Origin of the sequence: Ammoniphilus sp. YIM 78166 (assembly GCF_004522215.1) — a bacterium.
Taxonomy (GTDB): Bacteria; Bacillota; Bacilli; order Aneurinibacillales; family RAOX-1; genus YIM-78166.
The window spans coordinates 362719-383102 of the sequence record NZ_SDLR01000004.1; the positions used below are offsets into that span (position 1 = coordinate 362719).

Here is a 20384-nt window from a genome sequence, read left to right on the forward strand (position 1 = left end):
TGGAGGAAAAGAAATGAGATTTAGTATACTGGCAAGTGGGAGTACCGGCAATTCCATTCTAGTAGAAACCGATCAAACGAAGATTCTGATTGATGCAGGTTTAAGCGGGAAACAAGTTGAAGCGCAACTGCGGGAAGTAGGGGTAGAGCCGCAGAGCTTAGATGCCATTTTAGTTACCCATGAACACGCCGATCATATTAAAGGGGTAGGCGTACTCGCACGGCGCTATAAGCTTCCCGTTCATAGCCATGAGAAAACATGGGAGCAATTAGATAAGCTGATTGGAGAAGTTCCTCTCGAACAAAAATGTCTTTTTGATGAAGGGGAGGTCAAGCATTTCGGAGATCTAACCATTGAGAGCTTCGGGATCTCCCATGATGCAGCCTTTCCGATGGGATTTTGTTTTTATGAAGGAGAAAAAAAGCTGACTCTTGCCACCGATCTCGGTTATGTTAGTCAGCGGATTAAAGATAAAATTCAAGGCTCACAAGCGTACATCTTTGAATCCAATCATGATGTAGAAATGTTGAGGATGGGTCATTACCCATGGAACATTAAGCGGCGGATTCTAAGCGATGTCGGTCATTTATCCAATGAAGATGCAGCGCTTGCCCTGTCGGATATCCTGCAGGGAACAGGAGAAAGAGTGTATCTCTCCCATCTAAGCCAAGATAATAACATGACGGAGCTAGCGCGGCTAACGGTGAAAAATATTCTGGAAGAGAACGGCTTTGACACGATGGAGGAAGTGAGGCTTTTGGACACGTCACCGATCAAGCCTACCCCGATGGATGAAATTTAGTTTAGGCGGTCAGGAGTAAGTAAATCCAAGGTCAAGTCGACTTCGAGCTGTTGAGCCTTGCTTAGGATTTCTTGCCGGGAGAGGACTCCTTTTTCCACAAGTAATTCAACTAAGGCGGTAATGACTAAGGTATTCTTGTAATCTACTTCTTTTAAATCAGCAATTTGGGCGATGACTTCCACTTCATTAAACGGATTAAAACGACCCATGTATTTGATCCCCTCTCTAGAACGTTATAGTTCCAGAGTAGCCCTTTTGCTAGATTTATATACCCTATGAGGAAGGAGGGATTCGATTGGAAAAGATGGATATCGATGAGTATTATAAACGAAGTCCACGTAAGAAGCGTTTCGGTGCTTTTTCAATGATTGCCTTATCGTTGGTGTCATCCATGATAGGGGGCTTCGTCGTTTTAACTCTCTTGCCCTATCTTCTGCAGTCGGGTTATGTTGAGCTGGACCTTCCTGCGGCAAGTGCTCCGGCCTACGCCCCAGCTCCTGAACCACCGAAGCCTGCCGTTGAACAAGTCGTTCAAGTGAAGGTAGAGACGGACACCGTGAGAGCCGTAAGCCAAGTGGAGAAAGCGGTCGTTGGCATCGTCAATATTCAAGAAATGCGAGATTTTTGGTCGCGCAGCACACAAGCGGTTGAACGGGGAACGGGTTCGGGTGTGATTTTCTCGAAGCAGAATGGAAAAGGCTTAGTCGTAACTAATTACCATGTGATTCGTGGAGCGGTAGATGTCGAGGTGTCTTTGGCTAATGGGGCAAGAGTGAAAGGCCATGTGGTAGGAGTCGATCCCCTCACGGATCTCGCGGTGTTGGAGATCCCAGCCGATCAAGTAGAATCCGTGGCCGAGTTTGGAACGTCCGCTAATCTCCAAGTTGGAGAACCGGCCATCGCCATTGGGAATCCTTTAGGATTGCATTTCTCTCGGACCGTGACCCAGGGGATTATTAGCTCGTTAGAACGAAGTATGCCAGTGGACGTCAATGAAGATGGACAGCCCGATTGGCAGCTGGACGTCATCCAAACGGATGCCGCCATTAATCCGGGGAATAGCGGTGGGGCCCTCATTAATATGACGGGAAAAGTCATCGGGATTAACAGCTTAAAGATATCCCAAGCCGGGATCGAAGGCTTAGGCTTCGCCATTCCGATTGATGATGCGAAACCGATCATTGATGATCTCATCCAATATGGTAAAGTAAAGAGACCGTATTTAGGCATTGTACCTCGAGATTTACGGGAAATCCCAAGCCATCACCGAGAAAACACGTTAAAGCTGCCGAAGAATGTAACTAGCGGTGTGGTCGTGATGGACGTTGTGAAGGGAGCATCGCAGCTTCAGACCTATGATGTGATCGTTACCTTAGATGGTCAGCCAGTTGCCGATTCAGCCGACATGAGGAAATTCTTATTCAACAGGAAAAAGGACGGAGACCGTGTAGAAGTAGGTCTCTATCGGGGTGGCAAGCGGACCACCGTGACGATTACGCTTTATTATGAATAGAGGAGCAGAGCAGGCGCTCTGCTTTTTTCTATCGGATGAAGCGTAAGTTTAAACATTGGAGTCTATACTAGGAAAAAGTATAAAAGGAGATTAAGGATATGTTTGTTTGCTGCATGGAACACGTAGAAATCGCCATTGATGATTTTGTCGATGAATATGAGGATGCACCGGATATCTATAAACTGAAAGAAACGAATTTTACAGCTTGGACAGTACCGGCTCGCTGCGACTTTTGCGAGAAAGAACCCATCTTTTTAGTGGTCTAAAAGTTATCCACCTGTGGGTAAAATGCCAGAATTGATCGATATTTACATATTTCTGTGTATATGTGGATAAGTTCTGTGGATAAATGAGTACTCTGTGAGGATAAAGGAGTTAGTTATGCACATTTCAATCCTATCGGTAGGTAAGCTGAAAGAAAAATATCTGAAAATGGGAATCGATGAATACGCCAAGCGATTAACCCCATATGCCAAGCTTCAACTGATTGAAGTTCCCGATGAAAAAGCACCAGAGAACCTTAGTGAGGCGGAGATGGTCCAGGTCAAGGAGAAAGAAGGAGAAAAGATCCTAGCGCAAATCAAGCCGGATACCCATGTCATTGCCCTAGCCATTGAGGGCGAGATGTGGTCTTCGGAAAAGCTAGCCAATCAGTTAGACCAACTAGCTACATACGGAAAAAGCTCGATCGCCTTTATCATTGGCGGATCCCTTGGCCTGTCTTCATCCGTTCTCCAGAGATCCAATCAGCAGATCTCCCTCTCGAAAATGACATTTCCTCACCAGGTGGTTCGGTTGATTCTATTAGAGCAGATTTATCGAGGGTTTAAGATTAATAGGGGGGAACCGTATCATAAATAATGGTAATAGTGGGAGCGAGGTGCACACTGTTTCTGTGATATAATGGATATAAAAGTATGAACGGTGGTGTTCATTATGAAATGGGAGCAAGTTCGGGAACAATATCCAGAGCAGTGGGTACTGGTTGAAGCCATCTCTGCTTATTCAAAAGATTCTATTCGGCATATTGAAGAGGTAGCCGTGATTTCTAGTTTTACAGACTCAACCCATGCCTGGAAGGAATACAAGAAACTACATTTAACGGATCGTTCGCGTGAATACTATATTTTTCATACTGATCATAAAACGATTGAAGTTGAGGAACAAAAATTTGTTGGGGTCAGGAGACGACTTCAATGAAGATCATTATGCAGGATGGGTTGCCGATAGTCACTATTTCTCTGACATATCTGGGGAATAAGATCTGTTTAGACAATATATTATTGGATACCGGTTGTGCAACTACGATTTTCGATACGGATGAAGTCGAGTCTATTGGGCTTGTAATTGACCGAGCCAATGGAAGAGCTAAAAGAATGTATGGTGTTGGTGGAGAAAGTGAGCTGTGTTATGAACAAATAGTATCAGATCTAGTAATCGATGATTATTTGCTAGATTGTTTCCCATTACAGCTCGGTATCACAAAAGAAACATATGGATTTAATGGGATTCTTGGTGTAGACTTTATGATGAAATCGGGGTTAATTATTGATTTTGAAGAATTGTTAGCAACTAAAAGGAAATAATGAATTGGGTCCTGGGGCACACTTTTATAAGTGTGCCTTAGTTATATATTAATAAAGATTATATAATCAAACTGAAGTTTGTGCATAGTGTTATTACGGTGAGCCGTACCATAAGTAAATGAGGTTTTATTATACATGAAACATGTGATTTTTTACTTAGTATTTTTATGATACAAGAATGAACTGCACCTTAAAAGTTAGACACACCTAACAATTAGGGACAGTTCAACTATTTGTATCAATCCTTAGAGTCTTTTTAACAAATTTAATAAGGTAAATAATTGAATCATTTACTGATTTGTTCAACTCCAGTGGTTGATGATTATTAGAACAAAAGTTGTATCTCTCTCTTACATAGTACTTTCTATGGTTTCCTTTAATCGTTGACGATGAATGATAAAAAAACCACGAGTACTTGTTCTGTTTACCACTCCTTCAGAAATTAACTCATTGAATAATTCTGTTACAGTTTCACGAATGCTTCCCATCATGCTAGCTAACTCTTGGTGTGTAACCTTCACTCCTAATTGAATCCACTCAGGTTCCACACCAGCATGCTCGCTTAAAGGTTGCCCAAATTTTTCTGATAATCTGTTTAATAAAAAAAGCAGCTTGTTTCGTACGCTTCCATATGCCATTTGCTCCATCATCTCTTCCATTTCCTTTAAACGAGTGGATAGGATTTTTATTATCTTTAGTGCGATATCTGGTTTTTCCATTATAATTTGTTCAAACTGTACCCTATCTATTGAACAAATAACAGAATCCTCTATAGCTTTTGCGTATATAAGGTGGGACCCAGGGGCAAACAGGCTAATTTCCCCAAATATATGTCCCACTCCCAATACATCAATCGTAAGTTCTTTTCCGTTGTTAGATATGGTGTACATACGCACTTTCCCCGATTTTATTAAATACACTCGTTTTTGACTCTTGTTAGGAGCCGTAATTAAAGTACCTTTCTTAGTTACAGTGATTGGAGCAATGGATTCCATTTGCTGTAATTCCCTTATGTCCAAATCTTGGAATAAATTGATTCTCGATAAGTATTTAATTTTGTCCACCCAATTCCCCCCTAATACGATAATTGGTAGGTTAGACTACAGATTATTATTACATTATCAAATATAGTAATTTTAAGTGGAAGTTTTCAATTTTTTTAAAAGGAGTGTTTATTAATTGGAGATACTTTTAATTATTACTCAGGTTATTTTAGTATGTATGTTTACATTTTCTGCGTCCATCAAATTTTTACGTAAACCAATGATGGTGCATCATTGGAATGAGTATAGGTATCCTATGTGGTTTATGTTTGTCATTGCTACATTAGAATTGACAGGTGTATTAGGCTTATTAGCAGCATTTTGGTTTCAAAGAATGGTGATATTTGCAGCTATCCTTTTTATTATTTTGATGATTGGCGCAATACATGCCCACCTATTCCGTGCAAAACATAGCCCGCTGATGGCCATTAATGCTGTGATAATGCTTCTTTTATCTATTACTCTTATTATTATCTGAGTTAATTAATGGGTTTCTTGGTGTAGCTTTATGATGAAATCGGGGTTAATTATTAATTTTGAAGAATTGTTAGCAACTAAAAGGAACTTATAAATTGGGTTCTAGGACACCCTCTATTTTAGAAAAACTCATTTTTGCCCCACATTCCTTGCATCCTGCTGTCGTGAAGGAAGCCCGTTAGCCGTTTCAGAGAGGTCAATTGAAAGAGTAATGTAACATTTGAAGAGGAAATGAATAGTTCCTCTAGAATTTTATATAGGAGAATAGCCGCAATATACGAGCATATTTTATGTTATGGGGGTTGTTCGCTTGAATATCAGTAAATTTGATGAAATTACTCGTGCGTGCAAAAGTACTTAAAGCCTATTTATGTGATGCAAAGAGTCACTGAAGAATCTTGCATCATCACGGAATTGGCGGAAAATAAGAAGGGAGCTCTTAGTAAATCGAGTTTTGATGAAGAATATTAGAAGGCATCAGGGGAATACAAACCAGCCTTGGACTTATTGAAAAAATACTTGTAAGCTTTGTGTTACACAAAATCCTTGACAGAATTGAAAGAATCAACAATTCAGAGTAATATTTTTTAGTGTTGTGTTACTCATTTATTTATAAGGAGGTGCCTTGTGTGGGTCACAATTTCGATATTCTAAAGCGAAACGACGTGAAGATAACAGGATTTGGTGATAAGCCCATCATTTTCGCTCCAGGCTTCGGCTGTGACCAGAGGATGTGGAGGTATGTCGCTCCATCTTTTGAAAAAGATTATCGCATTATTACCTTTGATTACGTAGGTGCAGGAAAGACCGATCTTCGATTCTATGACCCTACAAGATACAGTCAACTCTCTGGTTATGCCCAAGACGTATTAGATGTTCTTGCTGCTCTCCAATTACAAAAGGCTATTTTCGTAGGACACTCCGTCAGCAGCATGATCGGACTGATTGCTTCTATACAGGACCCCCAATTTTTTGAACGTCTAATTATGATCGGACCTTCCCCTTGTTATATCAATGATCCTCCTGACTACGCGGGCGGTTTTGAAAAAAGAGATCTCGAAGGTCTCATTGAATTGATGGAGAAAAATTATATCCAGTGGGCAAACTATCTCGCCCCTATTATCATGGGAAATGCGGATCGCCAGAGTTTGTCCAAGGAATTGGAAGAGAGTTTTTGTTCGACCGATCCGATTATTGCCGGCAACTTTGCTAGGGCGACCTTCTTCTCCGATAACCGAGGGGATCTTCTAAAAGCGACCGTTCCATCGCTTGTTTTACAATGCGCTGATGACGCGATCGCTCCGAGACAAGTAGGAGAATATATTCATCGCCGCATGCCTGGCAGCGAAATTCTATTTATGAAAGCAACGGGGCACTGTCCTCATTTGAGTCATCCTGAGGAAACGATTGCACTGATCAAAGACTACCTCTCAAAGTCGCAAGACATATGAACATACATGCAAATCAGTTGCCATGCGGATTTTTATCACTGTCCCTAGATGGAGTCATTCTTTCGATTAATGATAAGCTCTTGGAGTGGATCATTGCAGAACGTAGCAGTACTGAGGGTAGTCAAGTCGATGCCATTTTAACGGAGTCAAGCAAGCTCTTCTACCAAATTTACATTTTTCCTATGTTGAAGTTGCATGGCAAGGTGGAGGAAATGTACTTCTCTTTGAAGTCCGGCGACGGGTCTGAAGTACCCGTCCTTTTTAACGGAATATTCTGCGAACGTAACGGAGCAATGGTCTTTGATTGTATCCTTATCAGAACAGTGAATAGACACAAACTTGAAAATGAGCTCCTTCTTGCGAAGAAAGCAGCACAGCAGGCCAAGCAATCGATCGTTGAATCGGCTAGCGATGCCATTATTTTGGCAAATCAATGGATGAAGATTATAGCATGGAACAAAGCGGCCGAAGCGCTCTTTGGCTATAACGAACAGGAAGCCATCGGACAAGATATGGAGATCATTGTCCCTGAGCGTCTCAAAAAAAAATATCGCCAAGGTGTGGAGGGCCTACGTGCCACAGGACAATCCATGGCAATTGGACGAATGGTGGAATTGAGCGGACTTCGAAAAGACGGCACGGAGTTCCCTTCGGAGATTTCTCTTAACTGTTGGCAAACGAATGGCGAAGATTACTGGAGCGCCATTATACGCGATATCACGGAAAGGAAAAAGGCCCAGGAACTGCTTTTGAATTCGGAGAAACTGAGCCTAGCGGGTCAGCTTGCTGCGAGCATCGCCCATGAAATTCGCAATCCTTTAACGGCGATCAAGGGATTTCATCAATTGATGAAATCAGAGGGTAATGGAAAGCCTTACTATTTTGATATTTTAACAGATGAAATGAATCGAATTGAACTCATTTTAAATGAGTTGTTGCTCCTCGCAAAACCGCAAGCTATACAATTTAAGCAAGTTGATTTAAGAGCCTTGCTTGTGCAGGTTTGCACACTTATGGATTCTCAGATGCATTTGCATAATATTGAAGTGGAACTAAAGTACGAACAAAATGTGCCGACTTTTATACAATGTAATGAAAATCAAATAAAGCAAGTTTTAATCAATTTTCTTAAAAACGCGATAGAAGCGATGCCTAATGGCGGGCATATTATGTTATCGGTTAACAATAACGATGATGATAGCATTCTCTTAAGCATTATTGACCAGGGTGAGGGCATTCCCGAAGACAAACTGAAGAGAATTGGGGAACCTTTCTATACCACAAAAGAAAAGGGAACAGGGTTAGGGTTCATGGTCTGTCGTAAAATCATCATTGAAGATCATCAAGGATCGTTAAACATCACAAGTAGATTGAATGAGGGAACCACGGTGGAGGTGACTTTGCCAATAGGGGAGAAAGCTGTGCAATGATTTTTTAATGCCGTTATAAATACGAGGCCATCCAAATCGGGGGCCTTAAAATTTGTTGTTAATCCTGTTACGGTGAACCGTAGCATATGTAAGCACATAGTTATCTTTTAGAGAAGCGGCAAAATGAACTCAATGTCCTTGACGCTACGTTTATCATTGGTCATTGAAGAAGCCGTGAAGACCCTAATTCACCAGACCAATGAGACTAAGATATAGTAATTAGCTCGTCAATAATGACGAGCATGCGAATTATTTTCTAAACTTAGAGCGATACGTTTGGAGTATTTTCTAAAAGAAATGAGGCGATAAATAAATATAGACTTTCTGGGGAGAGGAATATGATGTGGATATCTAAAGAGGTAGATAGGCTAATAGTAAGGCAATATGAAAAAGTGGATGGGGCAAATAGTGAAATTGTTGATATTTGGATTGAGCATATTCTTTTTTCACCCGGATGGTGGGTTGTTCTTTTATTAGCTCTTGCTCCGTGGATAATTTGGATTAAATACCGCAAAAAAGAGAGTACAGCACGCTTATTACTTGCAGGAATATGGGTAGCGTTAATCGCTAATTTTTTGAATTATATAGGGGTTACATTAGGACTGTGGCAGTATAAAGTTAAGCTAGTACCCGTTATCCCTGATTTTATTGCTTGGGATTTCTCCATCTTGCCTGTAACGATTATGTTCTTAATACAAATAAGACCCAATGTTAAACCCATAGTGAAAGCATTATTATTTTCAACTTTTACCGCTTTTGTTGGGGAACCATTTTTTAATTGGCTTGATTTCTTTGATTATAAAAACTGGCACTATCTTGCATCTTTTCCTTTCTACGTCGTTATTTATCTTGTTGCAAACCGGTTAACAACAAGCAAAAGTTTTTCACCAATAAGGGGTTAATAGCAGAAGATAGCTAGTAAATTTATGCCCCTTTAAGAGTGTTTACATTAACGTATACAAGTTTACAAAATGTCTGCGTTTGTACACAGAAAAGTATACATGTACACAAAGTGGTTTGCATCCTTTGTCCGTGACATGTGTACTATTTTGTATGCAAATCTACTAATAAATGAATACGAAAGTTGGATAGACGAAACCACGAAACTTAAGTTAAGCTTTTACTTAAATTGCCAAGGTGAAAGGAATGGTTTCGTTGACGAGAACTCGAATTGCAGCTGTAGATGTTGGAAATGATTCGTTAAAAGCTATTTTTGGGAAGATGGAGTCTGAACTCAACATTCCCAATGTGATCGCTAGAGATGTAGCAGATCGTCCTGTTATTGGAATAGAGGAATTAGATAACCAGGATCCGATCGAAGGGATTCATGTCCGTCTGCACTCTCCTACTTTAAAGAGCAATAATGTGATTTATCGTGTGGGGCATTTAGCAACTAAAACGACGAATTCGACCGAATTGGATCCGGGAAGCAGTAAGTCTGAAGAAGATCAAACCATTGTTATGCTACTCTCTGCCTTAGCTTTAGATGCCGTTCGGGATGAGAATAAAGAAATTTTTAAACGGACAAATAACGTAGTAGATGCGACCTACGTTTTAGGGACGGGCCTTCCGCTTAGAGAAGTAAAAGAAGGCAAGGATGTGGCCTATCGTTCTAGTCTAGTTAGCTCCGTTCACCAGGTTGAGTTTTTAGTGACGCCTAAATATCAAGGGATCAAGGTAAATATTAAGTTTGAAGAGGTTAAGGTTTATCCAGAAGGTTTTGCTGCTTATATTAATCTAGTGATGGATAATCAGTTAAATATCATTAACAAAGATCTGATAGACAAAAAAATTATCATTCAAGATATTGGAGGTTTATCTACCGATATTGCCGTCATAAGAAATCGCAAGGTAGATGATGATAAAGCTCAGGGTTTTAATATAGGGGTCTCAGAGTCTCTTGAAGCGATTCGTGAAGAGATTCGTTCTAAACACGGCGTTGAGCTGGATAGCCGTAGAGATGTGGTGGAGATTATTACGAAGAAAAATGATCGAAATCATATTATGGTGAAAGGTAGCCGGACGAGCGTCCATGACATTGTGGATCGCATTCTTCTTGAATTAGCAAAGAAACAATATCGTCATCTACGAAATGTCTGGCAAAAAAACTCTCAAACCGAAATCGGGTACTTTGTTGGAGGGGGAGCTATTGTCCTAAAAGAGTACTTGAAGACGTTAAATAATAACTTAGATGGATATAACATTGATTTCTTTGAGGATGAGAAAGAAAGCATCTGGATGATGGCGAATGCTTACTATAAACTGATTGCTGATTTTGAAAGAAGAACGGCAAAAGCGAAGCAAAGTGAAGAACAAAAAACGGTAAAGTCCAACTAGGGTGATGTGATGAAGGAAACGGAAATGAAGAGAGGGCAGCCTATTACGTTTCGAATTCCCTCGGATACACCTGAACATGTATTAAAGGTTTTGCAACAGCTGAAGAAAACCGAAAGAAGAAACTTTTCCAGTAAAATTGCCGAATTTGTGATGAGCGGGGTAAGTGGTTCCCTATCCAGACAACGAGAAACGCTAACGATTCCCATGCCCCAAGGACTCACGAAAGCCCAACGAGATTGGCTCAAGCATGAACACTCCGAAGCGCTATTAGGGAGTATTGTCTATCAACTGCTAGCTAACCCGGTTCGAACAGCTTCGCTATTTGCCTCCTTAAATAGTAATGCGTTGGAAATTGATGAGGCCCTTTATCTGCAGGAGGAAGCAGCGGTTAGTCAAGAATTAGCGTGGGATGTCATCGATTCTCTACCCCCAAGTGTTAAGGAAGAAGTAGAAGATGATGATTTAAATGATTTTGATTGGGAAACAGCAAAGAGAGAGGAAACACCAGTTATCGAAGTAGAGGAACAGGTAGAAGAGGTGGAAGAGCTAGACGACCTTCTAGGTGATTTCCTGGCGCAAATGAATAAATAAAGCCAAATAAAGCTGGAGAATTTAGGTCTATTGAAAAAATGAGGGGATTTTATATAATACCTAAAGAGAAAGGGAAGCGACCCTTCTCTTTTTTTTTATTTAACACTGTCTAAAATATCAAAAAAGAGTATAAATACAGCTAAAAATGTCATTCTTATTACAAGATTTATTATTTAAAATAAGCTTATCTAATAAATCCATTCAACAAGTAAACTTGATAACGATTGCAAAAAAAACAAATCAGGGGGAAATAAAGATGAAGAAAAAATCTTGGCTCTTATCCATGATCACAACGATGGCCTTGGCCGTAACGCTTACAGCCTGTGGCGGAGGGAACTCTGAATCTCCAACAGGCGCCGCTGAACCGGCAGCTGAGGGGAAAGAATATACGGTTAAGATTGCCTATGAGAATCAGCCAGGTGAGCCCATTGATTTAGCGGTTCAAGAATGGAAGAGATTGGCTGAGGAAAAAAGTAACGGAAAGCTGAAGGTTGAGCTTTATCCAAGCTCTCAGTTAGGATCTAAAGCGGACGTGATCGAGCAAATGAAGATGGGGGCTAACGTGATCACGATTGCGGATGGAGCTTTCTTCATGGATTATGTTCCGGACTTCGGAATTCTTTATGCTCCTTACTTAACGGATAGCTATGATCAGATGTTTAAGTTGATCGATAGCGATTTCTTTAAGGGCCTTGAAACTGAGTTGCAAGGAAAAGGACTTCATATTGTAACAGCTAAATGGGTGTATGGTGATCGTCATTTGATTACGAAGAAGCCTGTAACCACGCCAGCGGATCTCAAGGGTCTAAAGGTACGTGTACCGAATATTCCACTCATGATTCAAGCTATGGAAACGATGGGAGCTACGCCAACTCCAATGCCTCTAGGGGAAGTATATCCGGCTTTGGCTCAAGGGGTTATTGATGGTATGGAAAACCCACTGCCCGTTATCGTTGGTTCAAAAGCGTATGAGAGTGCGAAGCATATTGCTCTGACCGGTCATATCCAAAACGTATCTCAATGGGTAGCAGGTCAAAGCTTCATTGAAACCTTGCCTGAAGATATCCTTAAAGCCTTGAAGGAAGCGGGCGACGAAGCTGGGGAATTTGGTGCTCAAAAAGTAGAAGAAGCGGCTGCGCAGTCCTTGGAAGAAATGAAGGCAGCAGGAGTAACAGTTACAGAAGTCGATAAAGCATTGTTTAGAGAAGCCGTGAAGCCTATGTATAACAATGTGAAAGAATGGACCCCAGGTCTATACGATAAAGTTCAGGAAATTATTAACCAATAATAGGATTTCTCAGGTCTCCTCTTAGGAGGCCTGAATCTGATTAATCTTAAGATAAGGCGGTGAGCGGTCACATGGGTGAGTCCGTTAAAAAGTGGTTTTTAAACCTAGATCATTTCTTTTCTTCCTTAGCGTTGGTATTGATTGTTTTAGTGACCGTGGTAGGTGTTTTTATGAGATTTGTCATAGGAGAGCCGCTGAAATGGACGGAAGAAATGAGCTTAGCCTTGTTTGTGTGGTTAACGTTTTGGGGAGCAAGTAGCGTTAATCGGCAGGATGGTCACGTAGGTATTGATTATTTTGTGTTAAAGCTTCCTGTCAAACTACAAGTGGTAGCTTTATTATTTAGAGAACTGGTGGTTCTAGCCATCCTCGGAACGGTATTCATTTATTATGGAAGCCTGTTGACGATGCAAGCGGGAGATAAAATTACACCGGTTTTAGGAATAAGTTATGTGTTTATTGATTTAGCCGTTGTTTTATCCGGGATTTTTTCCGTTCTTCATGTTTTGATTCGCTTGAAGAAGAAGCTCGCAGCTAAATGGGGAGAAATCAACTATGAACAGTCATCGGCAAAGGAGTGTGAATCATGAGTATAGCCATAGCTAGTGCGACTTTATTTGGGCTTTTTCTTGCTAATATCCCTGTTGCTTATGCCATTATTGCCAGTTCATTACTTTACTTCCTAGTTGCCCAAAACATGCCGACTATGGTCTTAGTTCAGCGAATGATTGCGGGAACGGAATCCATTCCCTTACTCGCGATCCCTTTTTTCATTGCGGCTGGTACGTTAATGAACTATACGGGGATCACGAGAAGAATGACCACTTTTGCAGAATCCCTTACGGGGCATTTGCCTGGGGGTTTAGCGCAAGTGAGTATCGTATTGAGTACGATGATGGGTGGAATATCAGGGTCAGGTTTGGCTGACGCTGCGATGCAATCAAAGGTGATGTATCCAGAGATGCAAAAACGAGGATATTCTCCGGGATTTTCAACATCCGTTATTGGAGCATCTTCCCTGATTACTCCGTTGATCCCTCCGGGTATCGGCATGATTTTATACGGTTATATCGGTAACGTTTCAATTGGTAAACTGTTTTTGGCTGGGATCATTCCAGGGATTATGACGTGTTTGCTTATGATGCTGGCTGTCCATTTTGTATCCAAGAAAAGAGGATACAAACCCATTAGAGAGAAAATGGCTAGTCCAAAGGAAGTCGTGGTGGCCTCCAAGGATGCCTTCCTGGCTCTATTGCTTCCTATCATCATTATTGGAGGTATCCGCATCGGGGTGTTTACGCCAACGGAAGCCGGTGCGATTGCCATTGTGTATGCCCTCATTCTAGGGATTGTCTTCTATAGAGAAATGAAACTTTCTCATTTAAAAGAGGCGATCGGCGAAACGGTCGTAACGACTTCCTCTATTATGTTGATTATTGCTGCGGGAGCTTGTTTTGGTTGGATCCTGACCTATGAACGGATTCCGCATATGGCAACCGAATTTGTGACAGGATTAGTGGATAGCCCGATCACGTTCCTCCTTGTCCTAAATCTCTTTTTGATTATTCTTGGGATGTTTATTGAAGGAAATGTGGCCATTATCATTCTTACGCCACTATTAATTCCGATGGCTCAAGCCTACGGTGTGGATCCTGTCCACTTTGGGATGATCCTTCTCTTTAATCTTGGAATTGGGACCATATCACCTCCACTAGGTACAGCGATTTTTACGGTATGCTCGATAACCAATGTCAAGGTTGAGGAATTCGTCAAAGAGGTGATTCCGTTTTACGTGGTGCTCTTCATCGCTTTAATGCTGATTACCTTCGTTCCTTTTATCTCTATGTGGATGCCCAATACCTTTATGTAGCGAAAAACAAAAAAAGCACAGGAAAGCCTGTGCTTTTTTCTATCTCCATTGAGGATAGATTTTGGACTGTTTGCGGAAGTCCGCTGGAGTGGTTCCCACGAATTTTTTAAATATCCGATGGAAGTGAGTTAAACTGTCATACCCTGTTTGTTCCGCGATATGAGCGATCGTCATATCAGTCCCCATCAATAGCTCTTTTGCTTTCACCATACGCTTCGTATTAAGATAGACGGTCAGTCCCATTCCGGTGGTCTGCTTAAAAACTCGACTAAAGTGAGCTGGGCTAACCAAGGCTTCCTTGGCTAAGTCGGTCAGGTTTAGCTCTTGAGCGAGATGGGTTTCGATATAAGACAGAATCTCCTTAATCCAGCTAGGGCCATAATGATAGGGTTGAACGGGCGCCTGATCTTGCTGTCTTATTCGAGATAATTGAAGCAGAATCTGATGAACGGCTAAGAGGGTAGCGTGCTTGGAGCCCTTCTGCGGTTCGGTCACCTCCTGCTGAATGGTCAGCAAGTAGGCTTCAATCAGGGGCCAATGCTGGGAATCTATTGATATCTGATAGTTTCTTTGCTTTTTTACATTATCAAATAAACTCATGTAGGAGAACGTTTCATCAATGGTGACGTCATAGAGCAAGGTAGGACTAAAGAAAATGACAGATGAAGTAACCGGATCCGTTCCTTCGGGCATCGCCCGGTGAATGGTATTGTTAGGGAGGATAAAGACATCCCCTGGGTTCATGTCATAAAACACATCATCGATGAAGAAAGTTCCTTTGCCGCTATAAACAAAAACCAGCTCATAGTAGTCATGGACATGATCTGGAAGCTCTCGCTGAGGACTTTTTTGATCCTTGAAGACGAAGGAAAAAGGAAAGAGGGAACGGTAGTCAATTTTTGTAATAGATTGCATGTTCATCACCCCTCTTTATTATATATCAAAAAAGGGTATAAAAACATCAAAAACAACCATTTTTATTCCCATTATTGTTGGTAGAATAAAGGTAGGATTACGGAGGGAGAGAGTGACGTGGAAGCGCAAACAAGTCGAATGAACCGTTTAGGTTTAGAACATATTGTTGCAAAAGATGTGCCTCTAGCTAGCGCCAGAGAGATTAAGGTGCTGCAGATCGGCGAGGGCAACTTTTTACGCGGATTTTTTGATTGGATGATTCATGAATGCTATAAAAAAGAGGTTTTCGATGGTGGAATTGTCGTCACTCAACCGCGGCCTTCAGGTAAAAAGAAATTAGACGAATTAAGACACCAAGATGGTTTATATACGCTTATGACCCGAGGTTTACAGAACGGAAAGAAAGTGGATACCAACGAAATCATTTCGGTATTCACCGAGACCATCGATCCGTATAGTGAGTGGTCGCAATTCATGGCTTTAGCGGAGAATCCTACACTGGAGTTTGTCGTGTCCAATACGACGGAGGCGGGTCTTACCTACCAGAAGAGCGACTTGGTTGAAGGCGTTCCCATTGAATCGTTTCCGGGCAAGCTTACCGCTTTCTTATACCGACGATATCAGCATTTTCACGGGGATACAAAGAAAGGGCTTGTTCTGCTTCCTTGCGAACTGCTAGCACGAAACGGCGATACTTTAAAAGCATGTGTTCTTCAGCATAGCCAAGATTGGCAGCTGCCTGACCCGTTTGTGGAGTGGTTGAATGAGCATAACCTATTCTTAAATTCCCTTGTCGACCGGATTGTACCAGGCTACCCCGCAGCGGAGGCTGAAACCTGGTTTTCGGAATGGGGCTATCAAGATGCCATGCTCAATGTGACAGAGCCTTATCACTTGTGGGTGATTGAGGGAGACTTAGCATTGGATGAACGACTTCCTTTACAAAAAGCCGGATTGAACGTGCATTGGGTGGAGGATCTAACCCCGTATCAGGTTCGTAAGGTACGGATCTTGAATGGCTTGCATACGTTGATGACTCCCATGGCCATGCTCCATGGCTTGAAGGAAGTTAGAGAAACGGTAGAACACCCTGACTTGGGATCCTTTATACAAGAAGCGATGGAACATGAAATCGTTCCTTCCTTGAATTACGATGTGAAAACGACGATGGAATATGCCGGGACGGTCATCGAACGCTTTAAAAACCCGTTTATTTGCCACCGCTTAGCGGATATTTCATTAAATAGCCTTTCTAAGTTTAAAGTTCGCTTGCTTCCTACACTATTAGAATACGTTAGCAAGCAAGGACAGCTGCCAGACCGTATCGTCAAATCCTTTGCTTATTTGCTTCGTTTTTACCGTGTAAGAAGGGTTGAAAGTGAGTATGTAGGGCATCGCTTTACTGGCGAAGCCTATCAGGTAAAGGATGACGCAGAGAGCTTAGCTTTTTTCTCAGAACAATGGGGAAGTTTAGAAGCGAACAAAGTCTCATTAGAAGAGCTAGTAGAAAACTTGTTAAGCAATAGTGCGTTATGGGGAGAGGACCTTTCCCATTGCCCTGGTCTTGTGCAGAGGTTATGCATGGAATTGAGAGAGATGGAGGATGTCCAATGAGTCGCTTTATACAGCTCAATGAGAAAGATCATGTAGCGATTGCTCTGGAGCCCATCCTGAAGGGAGAAGTGCTTCAAATCAATGAGAACACCCGAGTCGAGCTAAAGGAAGACGTTCAAAAGGGGCATAAGATTCTCGTTTATCCGGTAGAAAAAGGAGCCGATGTACTGAAATTCGGCTATTCCATTGGGAAAGCCAGAGTGGATCTTAGCGCAGGGGAATGGGTACATACCCATAACTTGGAGTCGGGATTAAAAGGAATCTTGGATTATACCTATCAGCCGGTTCACCCTCTGGTTTCGGTAACCGAGTCGGGTCGGACATTCCAAGGTTATCTTCGGGAGAATGGTGAGGCAGGTATCCGTAATGAGATTTGGGTGATCAATACGGTGGGATGCATTAATAAAACATGTGAAGCCTTAGCTAAACTGGCTACGGATAAATTCAAGAACCGGGGGATTGATGGAGTCTACCATTTCCCCCACCCATACGGTTGCTCTCAGCTGGGAGATGATCTAACGAATACCCAGAAGCTATTGGCTTCTCTAGCCCTTCATCCGAACGCAGCGAGTGTTCTTATTGTCGGGTTGGGATGTGAAAATAATCAAATCGATTCCTTTAAAGAAGTGTTGGGCGACTATCCGCCAGGACGAATTCGCTTCATGAAATCCCAAGAGGTGGAGGATGAGCTAGAGACCGGATTGGAGCTCATGAGCGAGTTAGTAGAGTATGCGGAGCAGTTTCAACGCCAACCGATTCCTGTATCGAAGTTAAAGATTGGGTTAAAATGCGGGGGATCTGATGGGTTCTCGGGCATTACCGCCAATCCACTCGTAGGTGCTGTTTCCGATCGGATCGTATCGGAGGGAGGAACCACCATCCTGACAGAAGTGCCGGAAATGTTCGGTGCCGAAACAATTTTGATGAGCCGAGCTACGGATCAACAGGTTTATGAAAAGATTGTTGATCTGGTGAATGACTTTAAGCAGTATTTTATCCGTCATGATCAGGAGATCTATGAAAATCCATCCCCAGGCAATAAGGCGGGGGGAATTAGTACCCTTGAGGAAAAATCGTTGGGATGCACGCAAAAAGGCGGTCATGCCACAGTAGTCGATGTTCGTGCGTACGGTGAAAGGGTAACGAAGAATGGGTTGAACCTGGTTCAGGCCCCAGGTAATGACTTAGTCTCTGTGACCGCTCTAGCGGCAGCGGGAGCTCATATCGTGTTATTTACTACGGGTAGAGGAACCCCCTTTGGCGGTCCTGTACCGACGGTGAAAGTAGCAACCAATTCGGAGCTAGCCCAGCGCAAGAAGAATTGGATCGACTATAATGCCGGTCAGCTCATCGAGGGCAAAACCATGGAAGAGACTGGCCAGGACTTCTTTGACTTTATTCTTCAATTGGCCTCAGGAGAGCGACAAACGAAAAATGAATTCTATGGATTTAGAGAGATTAGCATTTTTAAAGAGGGAGTTATCCTTTAATCGTTCCTATAGGGAGAAGGAGATTATTATTATGAAAGCTATCGTTTGTGAACAACCTGATCAATTCAACCTTGTTGAGGTAGACCACCCAACGGTTCAGCCCGGCGAGGCTCTTGTGCGGATCCGTAGAATTGGAATATGCGGAACGGATCTTCATGCCTATAAAGGGAATCAGCCGTTCTTCAGCTATCCAAGAATCCTTGGACATGAGCTATCCGGCGTGGTGGAGTCGATTGGCGAAAATGCAACCGGGTTAAAGGCAGGAGATCAAGTAGCGGTTATACCTTATCTAGAATGTGGCCAATGCATTGCTTGCCGCAAAGGGAAGACGAACTGCTGTACGGATATCAAGGTGCTAGGTGTGCATACGGACGGAGGGATGAGGGAATATCTTAATGTTCCTGTCAGTCATTTGATCCCAACCGAAGGACTTACCCTAGATCAATCAGCTATCCTAGAGCCTCTGAGCATTGGTGCTCACGCCGTTCGACGCGCAGGGTCTCTTCAAGGAGAATTTGTCCTTGTTATTGGGGCTGGGCCGATTGGTTTGGGCGTGATGGCCTTTGCCAAAAAGGAAGGCGCGAAGGTTATTGCGATGGATGTGAATGAAGAACGTCTTACTTATTGCCGAAATTGGGCGGATGTAGACTATACTGTCAATGCTCTTGAAGACCCAATGAACGCTTTGTCTGACATTACCCAAGGAGATTTTCCTACCGTTGTTTTTGACGCTACGGGAAATGTAAGATCCATGTCCAATTCGTTTAACTATGTGGCTCATGGAGGAAAATTAATCTATGTAGGATTAGTGAAATCGGATATTACGTTCTCTGATCCTGATTTCCATAAAAAAGAGCTCACGCTTATGGGAAGCCGTAACGCTACCCGAGAGGATTTTGATTACGTAATCCACGCGGTTAAAGGCGGAGGGGTAGACATTGATTCGTACATCTCCCACCGCTGCCGCTTTGATGACATGATCCAGCACTTCGAAGGATGGCTGAAGCCTGAATCTAAAGTGATTAAGGCGATTGTGGAGCTTTAGTTGATTTATTCAAAACAACCTGAGTTGTCAATTAGCCCAGGTTGTTTTTTGTTTTGATCCGGATGTATACCCTTATTGGGATTAGGATTTCTTTCTTCGAGTATCGGGAAAGTATCGGTATATAGGGGGTGGTAATGGTTATGGCTTTATTTTTTAAAGAGGATTGTGGATGGACAGGAGTAAACCAAGGTGTTAAAATAAGAACAAACGTTCTTGTTTTAAGGAGGGCTAACATGTATAATTTATCTCGCCTTAAGAATTTTTTTAATCGATTTATGGACAAGGACTCGTGTGAACGGCTCCTTGGTCTAGTAAAGGAACAAAAACAAACCACCGCGTTACATTGTCCCCACTGTAAAAGCCCCTCTATTGTGCGATATGGAATGTATCGTGACCGTCAACGATATAAGTGTAAGGATTGCCTTAGAACGTTTAACGATTTTACGAATACCCCTTTGCATGCTACCCATTATCCGGAAAAGTGGATAAAATTTTTAGAATGCATGATGGAAGGCCGTTCCCTGCAACATAGTGCGATGATACTTGGGGTTAGCTATGTAACCCTTTTTTACTGGCGTCACAAAATTATTCATGTCCTTAATATGCTAGGAGATACACCCATCGATGATATAAGAGAAAAATATCCAGAGGACTTAAAGTATATTTGGGTAATTTTTTATCCGCCCATAATAGCTGTTGATTTCAATAAATCTAGGGAATTCGCCTTTTGGATTTCAGGGTTCTTTTCTATTGGGAAAAAGTATCTATATCGATACCTGGCTTGGTTTAGATTTGTAAGTCGAGCTGAAGCCAGAAAGGAAAAAGGGATAGACGCTATGCAAGATCTATTATTAAAGGTATGTAACCCCTCTATTAGACAAACGTACAACAGTATAGGGGTAGCTTGACCTTTGATACTTAACCACAAACTT

22 protein-coding genes are annotated in these 20384 nt (G+C 42.1%); 19 read left to right on the forward strand and 3 right to left on the reverse strand.

The window, feature by feature from the left end; translation table 11 throughout:
- The first annotated feature begins 13 nt into the window (after positions 1-13).
- Positions 14-802 carry an MBL fold metallo-hydrolase gene (locus EIZ58_RS18450; protein ID WP_134702342.1) on the forward strand — a complete coding sequence of 263 codons (789 nt, stop codon included), beginning with the start codon at positions 14-16 and terminating at the stop codon, positions 800-802.
- On the opposite strand, the gene EIZ58_RS18455 is transcribed toward EIZ58_RS18450, so the two are convergent.
- A complete protein-coding gene (locus EIZ58_RS18455) occupies positions 799-1011 on the reverse strand; it encodes a hypothetical protein (RefSeq protein WP_134702343.1) in 213 nt (70 codons plus the stop codon). The two genes, EIZ58_RS18450 and EIZ58_RS18455, sit on opposite strands and share 4 nt — an antisense overlap.
- A gap of 95 nt (positions 1012-1106) precedes the next feature.
- On the opposite strand from EIZ58_RS18455, the gene EIZ58_RS18460 reads away from it, so the two are divergent.
- The 5 genes from EIZ58_RS18460 to EIZ58_RS18480 all read left to right on the forward strand — a co-directional run bounded on the left by EIZ58_RS18460 (position 1107) and on the right by EIZ58_RS18480 (position 3901).
- Positions 1107-2315 (forward strand): S1C family serine protease, encoded by a 1209-nt coding sequence (locus EIZ58_RS18460; protein ID WP_134702871.1) that lies wholly within the window; start codon positions 1107-1109, stop codon positions 2313-2315.
- 98 nt (positions 2316-2413) lie between these two features.
- Positions 2414-2581, forward strand: coding sequence for a CxxH/CxxC protein (locus tag EIZ58_RS18465; RefSeq protein WP_134702344.1), 168 nt, complete (start codon positions 2414-2416; stop codon positions 2579-2581).
- Positions 2582-2696: 115 nt separating this feature from the next.
- Positions 2697-3176, forward strand: a complete 480-nt coding sequence (gene rlmH, locus EIZ58_RS18470) for a 23S rRNA (pseudouridine(1915)-N(3))-methyltransferase RlmH (RefSeq protein WP_134702345.1) — start codon at positions 2697-2699, stop codon at positions 3174-3176.
- A gap of 75 nt (positions 3177-3251) precedes the next feature.
- Positions 3252-3515: a hypothetical protein gene (locus EIZ58_RS18475; protein WP_134702346.1), complete on the forward strand. Its 264-nt coding sequence runs from the start codon at positions 3252-3254 to the stop codon at positions 3513-3515.
- Positions 3512-3901 (forward strand): pepsin/retropepsin-like aspartic protease family protein, encoded by a 390-nt coding sequence (locus EIZ58_RS18480; RefSeq protein ID WP_134702347.1) that lies wholly within the window; start codon positions 3512-3514, stop codon positions 3899-3901. The genes EIZ58_RS18475 and EIZ58_RS18480 overlap by 4 nt, the downstream gene beginning before the upstream one ends.
- Positions 3902-4251: 350 nt before the next feature.
- Here EIZ58_RS18480 and EIZ58_RS18485 read toward each other — a convergent pair whose 3' ends face one another.
- Positions 4252-4965 (reverse strand): Crp/Fnr family transcriptional regulator, encoded by a 714-nt coding sequence (locus tag EIZ58_RS18485; RefSeq protein ID WP_134702348.1) that lies wholly within the window; start codon positions 4963-4965, stop codon positions 4252-4254.
- A 115-nt stretch (positions 4966-5080) separates the two neighbouring features.
- Between EIZ58_RS18485 and EIZ58_RS18490 the strand changes: the two genes are divergently transcribed.
- The 9 genes from EIZ58_RS18490 to EIZ58_RS18530 all read left to right on the forward strand — a co-directional run bounded on the left by EIZ58_RS18490 (position 5081) and on the right by EIZ58_RS18530 (position 14388).
- The gene (locus tag EIZ58_RS18490; protein WP_134702349.1) at positions 5081-5422 is read left to right on the forward strand and encodes a DoxX family protein; all 342 of its coding nucleotides are present in this window, start codon (positions 5081-5083) and stop codon (positions 5420-5422) included.
- Positions 5423-6050: 628 nt separating this feature from the next.
- Positions 6051-6872: an alpha/beta fold hydrolase gene (locus tag EIZ58_RS18495; RefSeq protein WP_134702350.1), complete on the forward strand. Its 822-nt coding sequence runs from the start codon at positions 6051-6053 to the stop codon at positions 6870-6872.
- A complete protein-coding gene (locus tag EIZ58_RS18500; RefSeq protein WP_134702351.1) occupies positions 6869-8302 on the forward strand; it encodes a PAS domain-containing sensor histidine kinase in 1434 nt (477 codons plus the stop codon). The genes EIZ58_RS18495 and EIZ58_RS18500 overlap by 4 nt, the downstream gene beginning before the upstream one ends.
- Positions 8303-8640: 338 nt before the next feature.
- On the forward strand, positions 8641-9204 hold the full coding sequence (locus EIZ58_RS18505) for a CBO0543 family protein (protein ID WP_134702352.1): 564 nt from the start codon (positions 8641-8643) through the stop codon (positions 9202-9204).
- 253 nt (positions 9205-9457) lie between these two features.
- Complete coding sequence (locus tag EIZ58_RS18510) at positions 9458-10639, forward strand: ParM/StbA family protein (protein ID WP_134702873.1); 1182 nt, start codon at positions 9458-9460, stop codon at positions 10637-10639.
- Positions 10640-10648: 9 nt separating this feature from the next.
- On the forward strand, positions 10649-11230 hold the full coding sequence (locus EIZ58_RS18515) for a hypothetical protein (protein ID WP_134702353.1): 582 nt from the start codon (positions 10649-10651) through the stop codon (positions 11228-11230).
- Positions 11231-11486: 256 nt separating this feature from the next.
- Positions 11487-12518, forward strand: a complete 1032-nt coding sequence (locus EIZ58_RS18520; RefSeq protein ID WP_134702354.1) for a C4-dicarboxylate TRAP transporter substrate-binding protein — start codon at positions 11487-11489, stop codon at positions 12516-12518.
- 71 nt (positions 12519-12589) lie between these two features.
- A complete protein-coding gene (locus EIZ58_RS18525) occupies positions 12590-13108 on the forward strand; it encodes a TRAP transporter small permease (RefSeq protein ID WP_134702355.1) in 519 nt (172 codons plus the stop codon).
- Complete coding sequence (locus EIZ58_RS18530) at positions 13105-14388, forward strand: TRAP transporter large permease (RefSeq protein ID WP_134702356.1); 1284 nt, start codon at positions 13105-13107, stop codon at positions 14386-14388. Before EIZ58_RS18525 ends, EIZ58_RS18530 begins: the two co-directional genes overlap by 4 nt.
- A gap of 39 nt (positions 14389-14427) precedes the next feature.
- Here EIZ58_RS18530 and EIZ58_RS18535 read toward each other — a convergent pair whose 3' ends face one another.
- Positions 14428-15303 (reverse strand): AraC family transcriptional regulator, encoded by an 876-nt coding sequence (locus tag EIZ58_RS18535; protein WP_167577790.1) that lies wholly within the window; start codon positions 15301-15303, stop codon positions 14428-14430.
- A gap of 117 nt (positions 15304-15420) precedes the next feature.
- On the opposite strand from EIZ58_RS18535, the gene EIZ58_RS18540 reads away from it, so the two are divergent.
- The 4 genes from EIZ58_RS18540 to EIZ58_RS35185 all read left to right on the forward strand — a co-directional run bounded on the left by EIZ58_RS18540 (position 15421) and on the right by EIZ58_RS35185 (position 20360).
- Positions 15421-16917, forward strand: a complete 1497-nt coding sequence (locus tag EIZ58_RS18540) for a tagaturonate reductase (protein ID WP_134702358.1) — start codon at positions 15421-15423, stop codon at positions 16915-16917.
- Entirely contained in the window at positions 16914-18407 is a 1494-nt protein-coding gene (locus tag EIZ58_RS18545) for a UxaA family hydrolase (protein WP_134702359.1), read from the forward strand. The genes EIZ58_RS18540 and EIZ58_RS18545 overlap by 4 nt, the downstream gene beginning before the upstream one ends.
- Positions 18408-18438: 31 nt before the next feature.
- Positions 18439-19452 (forward strand): zinc-binding alcohol dehydrogenase family protein, encoded by a 1014-nt coding sequence (locus EIZ58_RS18550; protein ID WP_134702360.1) that lies wholly within the window; start codon positions 18439-18441, stop codon positions 19450-19452.
- A gap of 134 nt (positions 19453-19586) precedes the next feature.
- Positions 19587-20360 carry an IS1/IS1595 family N-terminal zinc-binding domain-containing protein gene (locus EIZ58_RS35185; RefSeq protein ID WP_134702361.1) on the forward strand — a complete coding sequence of 258 codons (774 nt, stop codon included), beginning with the start codon at positions 19587-19589 and terminating at the stop codon, positions 20358-20360.
- Positions 20361-20384: the final 24 nt, after the last annotated feature.

What these genes read in the sequence shown, in the direction of transcription:
- EIZ58_RS18550 (WP_134702360.1), top strand. Translation starts at nt 18,439, where the DNA reads ATGAAAGCTATCGTTTGTGAACAACCTGATCAATTCAACCTTGTTGAG.
- EIZ58_RS18515 (WP_134702353.1), top strand. Translation starts at nt 10,649, where the DNA reads ATGAAGGAAACGGAAATGAAGAGAGGGCAGCCTATTACGTTTCGAATT.
- EIZ58_RS18460 (WP_134702871.1), top strand. Translation starts at nt 1,107, where the DNA reads ATGGATATCGATGAGTATTATAAACGAAGTCCACGTAAGAAGCGTTTC.
- EIZ58_RS18535 (WP_167577790.1), bottom strand. Translation starts at nt 15,303, where the DNA reads ATGCAATCTATTACAAAAATTGACTACCGTTCCCTCTTTCCTTTTTCC.
- rlmH (WP_134702345.1), top strand. Translation starts at nt 2,697, where the DNA reads ATGCACATTTCAATCCTATCGGTAGGTAAGCTGAAAGAAAAATATCTG.
- EIZ58_RS18545 (WP_134702359.1), top strand. Translation starts at nt 16,914, where the DNA reads ATGAGTCGCTTTATACAGCTCAATGAGAAAGATCATGTAGCGATTGCT.
- EIZ58_RS35185 (WP_134702361.1), top strand. Translation starts at nt 19,587, where the DNA reads ATGGTTATGGCTTTATTTTTTAAAGAGGATTGTGGATGGACAGGAGTA.
- EIZ58_RS18500 (WP_134702351.1), top strand. Translation starts at nt 6,869, where the DNA reads ATGAACATACATGCAAATCAGTTGCCATGCGGATTTTTATCACTGTCC.
- EIZ58_RS18480 (WP_134702347.1), top strand. Translation starts at nt 3,512, where the DNA reads ATGAAGATCATTATGCAGGATGGGTTGCCGATAGTCACTATTTCTCTG.
- EIZ58_RS18475 (WP_134702346.1), top strand. Translation starts at nt 3,252, where the DNA reads ATGAAATGGGAGCAAGTTCGGGAACAATATCCAGAGCAGTGGGTACTG.
- EIZ58_RS18505 (WP_134702352.1), top strand. Translation starts at nt 8,641, where the DNA reads ATGATGTGGATATCTAAAGAGGTAGATAGGCTAATAGTAAGGCAATAT.
- EIZ58_RS18465 (WP_134702344.1), top strand. Translation starts at nt 2,414, where the DNA reads ATGTTTGTTTGCTGCATGGAACACGTAGAAATCGCCATTGATGATTTT.
- EIZ58_RS18520 (WP_134702354.1), top strand. Translation starts at nt 11,487, where the DNA reads ATGAAGAAAAAATCTTGGCTCTTATCCATGATCACAACGATGGCCTTG.
- EIZ58_RS18525 (WP_134702355.1), top strand. Translation starts at nt 12,590, where the DNA reads ATGGGTGAGTCCGTTAAAAAGTGGTTTTTAAACCTAGATCATTTCTTT.
- EIZ58_RS18450 (WP_134702342.1), top strand. Translation starts at nt 14, where the DNA reads ATGAGATTTAGTATACTGGCAAGTGGGAGTACCGGCAATTCCATTCTA.
- EIZ58_RS18455 (WP_134702343.1), bottom strand. Translation starts at nt 1,011, where the DNA reads ATGGGTCGTTTTAATCCGTTTAATGAAGTGGAAGTCATCGCCCAAATT.
- EIZ58_RS18530 (WP_134702356.1), top strand. Translation starts at nt 13,105, where the DNA reads ATGAGTATAGCCATAGCTAGTGCGACTTTATTTGGGCTTTTTCTTGCT.